The sequence below is a fragment of the Clostridium sp. genome (genome assembly GCF_051656525.1).
Taxonomy (GTDB): Bacteria; Bacillota; Clostridia; order Clostridiales; family Clostridiaceae; genus Clostridium.
The window spans coordinates 1-6,370 of record NZ_JBOGCC010000333.1; the positions used below are offsets into that span (position 1 = coordinate 1).

5 protein-coding genes are annotated in these 6,370 nt (G+C 30.4%); 2 read left to right on the forward strand and 3 right to left on the reverse strand.

The annotated features are described in order from the left end of the window. The 3 genes from ACRDDY_RS16475 to ACRDDY_RS16485 form a co-directional block, all read right to left on the reverse strand. Nucleotides 1-604 (reverse strand): ATP-binding cassette domain-containing protein (locus tag ACRDDY_RS16475; RefSeq protein ID WP_438566026.1); only part of this gene is annotated, 604 nt, incomplete at its 3' end. A gap of 146 nt (nt 605-750) precedes the next feature. Beyond that, nucleotides 751-1,962, reverse strand: a complete 1,212-nt coding sequence (locus tag ACRDDY_RS16480; RefSeq protein WP_438566027.1) for an ABC transporter permease — start codon at nt 1,960-1,962, stop codon at nt 751-753. Then, nucleotides 1,955-2,686: an ABC transporter ATP-binding protein gene (locus ACRDDY_RS16485; RefSeq protein ID WP_438566028.1), complete on the reverse strand. Its 732-nt coding sequence runs from the start codon at nt 2,684-2,686 to the stop codon at nt 1,955-1,957. Before ACRDDY_RS16485 ends, ACRDDY_RS16480 begins: the two co-directional genes overlap by 8 nt. Nucleotides 2,687-3,105: 419 nt before the next feature. Here ACRDDY_RS16485 and ACRDDY_RS16490 point away from each other — a divergent pair, with 419 nt between their 5' ends. Both ACRDDY_RS16490 and carB read left to right on the forward strand, forming a co-directional pair. Next, the gene (locus ACRDDY_RS16490; RefSeq protein ID WP_438566029.1) at nt 3,106-4,155 is read left to right on the forward strand and encodes a carbamoyl phosphate synthase small subunit; all 1,050 of its coding nucleotides are present in this window, start codon (nt 3,106-3,108) and stop codon (nt 4,153-4,155) included. 20 nt (nt 4,156-4,175) lie between these two features. Beyond that, the coding region (gene carB, locus ACRDDY_RS16495; RefSeq protein WP_438566030.1) for a carbamoyl-phosphate synthase (glutamine-hydrolyzing) large subunit at nt 4,176-6,370 on the forward strand (2,195 nt) is incomplete at its 3' end.

Genomic DNA, 6,370 nt, shown 5'->3' on the forward strand with positions numbered 1-6,370 from the left:
TTAAGGCTTCATCCATATCATGAGTTACAAAGATTATAGTTTTATTTAATTCGTGATTTAAGTTTAATAATTCGTCTTGAAGGGAAGTTCTAGTTATAGGATCTAAAGCACTAAATGGCTCATCCATTAAGATTATATCCGAATTAGTTGCAAAAGCTCTAGCAACACCAACACGTTGTTGTTGGCCACCACTAAGCTCTGATGGATATTTGTTTAAGAATATTGAAGGGTCTAAGCCTACCATTTCCAAAAATTCAATTGTAGATTTATTTATATCATCTAATGAGGTTTCTTTTTTCAGCTTAGGAATAAGTTCGATATTTTCTCCTATAGTTAAGTGTGGGAAAAGACCAGTATTTTGAATTACATAACCTATATTTCGCCTTAGTTTTATAGTATCTTCTTTTGATAGAGGCATGCCATCTATAAAAATTTCCCCAGATGTTGGTGTTATAAGTTTGTTTATAAGCTTTAAGGTAGTGGTTTTTCCACAACCGCTTGAACCTATAAGAACAACAATAGTACCTTTTTCAATGGTTAAAGATATATTATCTAAAATTATTCTAGTTCCTAATTTTTTTCTTACATTTCTAATTTCTATCATAAATCCCCCTTTAGTTAAATAAAAAATTTATTTAACCAAGTTAATCATACCATATATTGGTATAAAATGAGTGAGATGTTCGAAATATTAGGAAATAAATTTAAAAAATAAGTTGAAATTCTTTTTGAATTTCAACTTAATAACAGTTATGATCTAAACACTACTTCTTCTCTTGAGAACATATATTTTGTTGCAAGTATAGCTAAAATTAAATAAATTATATTCCAGAAGAATACTATTCCAACGTGATTAAAATTACTTATACCAACCATAAATTCCTTCATAAGTGCAACTGAGTTTGCAATTGGAAGATGGAAAACAAATGATGATATATCTTTAGCATCCATAAACATAGGAATGTAAGAAATTATCATTATAGGAGTAATAACACCGGATAGATATGTTCCCGCTTCTTTAGTTGATCTTGCAAATATGCTGATACTTATTTGAATTGCACAGATTGCAAGTAAAAGTATTAGTAGTAGAAATACCATTAAAATTATAGATTCAAAGCTTAACTCAAATGAAAGCCCAGTAGAACCTTCATGACCTCCCATACTAGCCATAGATTTTATAAAACCTTGAAGTCCAACATACATGGAGATTAAACTTGCTATCATAGTTAATGCTGATACTACGCTTATGGCAATTATTTTACCAAATAAAAGTGAGTTTCTATCACAAGAAGTTGAAAGAAGTGGCTCAAATGTATTTCTTTCTTTTTCACCAGCACCTAAATCAGCTGCAATTCCTAGGATAGGAGCAAACATAAATACAATAATAAGTGATGGCATCATTCCACCTAAAGTTCTTGCCATTGGATTTACTTCTTCACCATCAAGAGAGGCATTAGATTTTATGTTTAATGAAATTGGCTTTAGGATAGAAGTATCAATGCCTTGTGCTTTAAGCCTATCACTAACAATATTATCTTCAAGACCAGAAATTAAACTTTCCACAAAGGATAGTGCAATTGAGGAATTGTTAGATGAATCATCGTATAAAATATCTAAATTTGGATTTTTTCCTTCCTTAATATTCGTATCAAAATTTTTAGGAATATCTATAATAAGTTGTAAATCACCATCTTTTAGAGCTTGTCTAGGGTCTTCAGGTGATTCAAAAGTTACATTTTTTTGAGATTGTAATAAGTTATGGATTGAAGAAGTTTTTTCACCAGTTAAGGCTATTTTTATTTCTTCAGAAGCACTTTTCATAGAGGTCTCCATGCCATACCCCATTAGTTTATACATAACAGGAAAAAGAATTATAGGTAAAATAATTGTGAAAAGGACAGTCTTTTTATCTCTAAAAATATCCTTAAGTTCCTTTTTTAAAACTACTAAAAAACTATTCATTATAGCTACCTCCTACTAAAGAAACAAAAACATCTTCTAAATCATTATTAGAATATTTTTCTTTAAGGTCTAGAATTGATGAATTTTCTAAAAGAACACCTTTATTTATAATAAGAACTCTATCACAAAGTTTCTCAACTTCTTGCATAGAATGACTTGAGAATAAAACAGTTTTTCCTTCAGCTTTACATTCACGAATGAATTCATGAACAACTCTAACAGCAGTCACATCGAGTCCGGTACAAGGTTCATCAAAAAGCATAACACTAGGGTTATGAATAATAGAACGTGCAATAGAAACTTTTTGCTTCATACCTCTAGAAAACTTAGCTACCCTCTTATCAATATAATCATCCATTCCAAGTTTTCTTGAAAGTTCATCTATTCTTTTGTTAGCAGCTTTATCACTTATACCATAAAGATTTGCAAAGTAGAGAATATTTTCTCTTGCAGTAAGTCTATCATAAAGACCTACATCACCACCAAAAAGAATTCCGATTTCGCATCTAACATCTGTTGGTTTTTCTTTAGCAGAAATATTATTTACAAAAATATCTCCAGAAGTTATCTTTAGCATGGTAGAAATCATTCTAAGAGTTGTAGTTTTTCCAGCACCATTTTCTCCAAGCAAGCCAACAACCTCACCTGGATTAACGTTGAAAGAAAGACCATTAACTACAATATCTTTTTTAAATGATTTAGTTAGATTTTTAATTTCAATCATAAATTTACCCCTTTGTTATAATTTCAAATATAAGGGAATTATACCATAATATTAAAAAGAAGAGGGGAGAAATGAAAATTTAATAGAGATGTATATTTTGTAGATAATTAAAGAAATTCCTTGACATGTAAAAAACCATAAATTACAATTAATAAAAAGAATAAAATTTAGAGTTAAGGTACACTTTAAATTGGTCCCGTGAGGCCAGAAAGGAAGTATGCACTATGTTAGTTACAGTTTTAGGTAATATCATAGAATTGTCTTTGAAGGTTAATTTAAATATTGAACATATAAGGATAGTAAAGAGAGCGATTTAAAGTATAAAAACGGTCTCTTTATTGTCCTTTTTATTTTATTAAAATGAACTTTAAAGTGTATTTTTAGCTTCAAACATATATATTTTGAAGGAGGGCTTAAGCATGAAAGCGAAGCTTATATTAGAAAATGGTATGGTTTTTGAAGGTAAATCATTTGGATACCTTAAGGAAAGTGTTGGAGAAGTAGTATTTACAACTGGTATGACAGGATATCAGGAAGTGTTAACAGACCCATCGTATTATGGGCAAATAGTAACTATGACATATCCTTTAATAGGGAATTATGGAATAAATCTAGAAGATATGGAGTCAAAAAATCCACAAGTAAGAGGATTCATAGTTAGAGAAAAATGTACAATGCCAAACAACTTTAGATGTGAATTAACTTTAGATGATTATTTAAAGCAGAATAAGATAATAGGTTTAGAAGGAATAGATACAAGAGCATTAACAAAAGTTTTAAGAAATAGTGGAACAATGAGAGGAATCATTGCATTAGAGAATTCTACTTTAGAAGAAGTTAGAGACAGATTAGAAGCTTTTAGTAATAAAGAAGCAGTAGAAATAGTTTCAACTAATGAAAAATATGTAATTGAAGGAAATGGAAAACATATTGCAGTAGTTGATTATGGAATAAAACAAAATATAATAAGAAACTTTAAAAAGAGAGGCTGTAAGATTTCAGTCTTCCCAGCAAGAACAACAGCAGAAGAGATCTTAGAGGTAAATCCAGATTTAGTATTTTTATCAAATGGCCCTGGGGACCCAGAGGATTTAGATTATGCTATTGAAATGATAAGAAACCTTACAGGTAAAAAGCCAATAGTGGGAATTTGCTTAGGACATCAATTATTAGCCTTAAGCTTAGGTGGAACTACAACAAAGCTTAAGTTTGGACACAGAGGATGTAATCACCCAGTTAAAGATTTAGAGACAGGAAGAGTTCATATTACGGCACAAAATCATGGATATGTTGTAGAAGAGTTACCAGAAGATGTTGAAGTAACACATGTAAACATAAATGATAAAACAATTGAAGGATTAAAGCATAAAACATTACCAATATATTCAGTACAATTCCATCCTGAAGCATCAGCAGGACCACAAGATTGTGAATATATATTTGATAGATTTTTAGAATTTGCACTATAGGATTAAGGGAGGAAGTTATTATGCCATTAAATAAAGATATTAAAAAAGTTTTAGTTATAGGTTCAGGTCCAATTATTATAGGTCAAGCTGCTGAGTTTGATTATTCAGGAACACAAGCATGTCAAGCTTTGAAAGAAGAAGGAATGGAAGTTGTTTTAATAAACTCAAATCCAGCAACAATAATGACAGATAAAGAAGTTGCAGATAAAGTTTATTTAGAGCCATTAACATTAGAGTTTGTTGAAAAAGTTATAGCTAAAGAAAGACCAGATAGTTTAATTGCAGGAATGGGTGGTCAAACAGGATTAAACTTAGCAGTTGATTTATATGAAGCTGGAATTTTAGAGAAATATAATGTAAAAGTAATTGGAACATCAATAGCATCTATCAAAGAAGGTGAAGATAGAGAGTTATTTAGAGATATGATGAATAGAATAAATGAGCCTGTAATTCAAAGTGAAATAATAACAGACTTAGAAGCTGGAATGGAGTATGCAAGTAAAATTGGATATCCTGTTATAGTAAGACCTGCATATACACTAGGAGGAACTGGTGGAGGAATTGCAGATAATGAAGCAGAGCTAAAAGAAATTTTAGAATCAGGATTACAGTTAAGTACAATAGGTCAAGTTTTAGTTGAGAAATCAGTTAAAGGATGGAAAGAAGTAGAGTATGAAGTAATGAGAGATTCATATGGAAACTGTATTACAGTATGTAACATGGAAAATATTGATCCTGTTGGAATACATACAGGAGATAGTATAGTTGTTGCACCATCTCAAACTCTTTCAGATAAAGAATATCAAATGCTTAGAACTGCATCAATAAATATAATAAATGCAGTAGGAATAGAAGGTGGATGTAATGTTCAGTTTGCATTAAACCCTCATAGCTTTGAGTATGCAGTAATTGAAATAAATCCAAGAGTTTCAAGATCATCAGCATTAGCATCAAAAGCTACAGGATATCCAATAGCAAAACTTGCAGCTAAGATTGCATTAGGATATGGATTAGATGAAATTAAAAATGCAGTAACTCAAAAAACATATGCTTGTTTTGAGCCAACATTAGACTATGTAGTATGTAAAATACCAAAATGGCCTTTTGATAAATTCTTTAGTGCAGATAGAGCACTTGGAACTAAGATGATGGCAACAGGAGAAATAATGGCAATAGGTTCTAACTTTGAGCAAGCATTCTTAAAAGGAATAAGAAGCTTAGAGATTGGAAGATATTCATTAGACTTTAAAAAGTTTAGAGATTTAAGTATTCAAGAGCTTAAAGAGAGAGTTGTAACTCCTGATGATGAAAGAATATTTGCTTTAGCAGAAATGCTTAGAAGAGATTATAGAGTAGAAAAAGTTTCTGAAATAACAGGAATAGATAAATTCTTTGTAGAAAAAATTAAATGGATAGTTAATGAAGAACAAAGATTAAAATTAAGCCATATAGAAAATTTAGATAAAGAATGGTTATTAAACTTAAAGAAAAAAGGTTTTTCAGATAAGGCAATAGCAGATTTCTTAAATGTATGTCCAGAAGATATAAATAGATTAAGAGAAATATGGAACATTAAACCATCATATAAAATGGTTGATACATGTGGAGGAGAATTTGAAGCATTATCACCATACTATTACTCAACTTATGATCAATATGATGAGGTTGTAGTTTCTAATGATAGAAAGAAAGTAATAGTTATAGGTTCAGGTCCAATCAGAATAGGGCAAGGTGTTGAATTTGATTATGCATCAGTTCACTGTGTTAAATCATTAAGAAAATTAAATGTAGAAACTATTATAGTAAATAATAACCCTGAAACAGTAAGTACAGATTTTGATATATCAGATAAATTATACTTTGAACCACTAACAGAGGAAGATGTATTAAATATAGTTGAAAAGGAAAAGCCAGACGGAGTTATTCTTCAGTTTGGAGGTCAAACAGCTATAAAACTTGCAAACTTCTTAAAAGAAAAGAATATTCCAACACTTGGAACAACTGCTGATCAAATTGATATGGCAGAAGATAGAGAGAAATTTGATGAATTACTTGAAAAGCTTGGTGTAAGTAGACCAAAAGGAAAAGGTGTATGGAACTTAGAAGAGGGATTAGAGGAAGCTAAAGAACTTGGATATCCTGTACTTGTAAGACCTTCATATGTAATTGGTGGTCAAGGTATGGAAATAACTCATGATGATGAGGAACTTAGCTA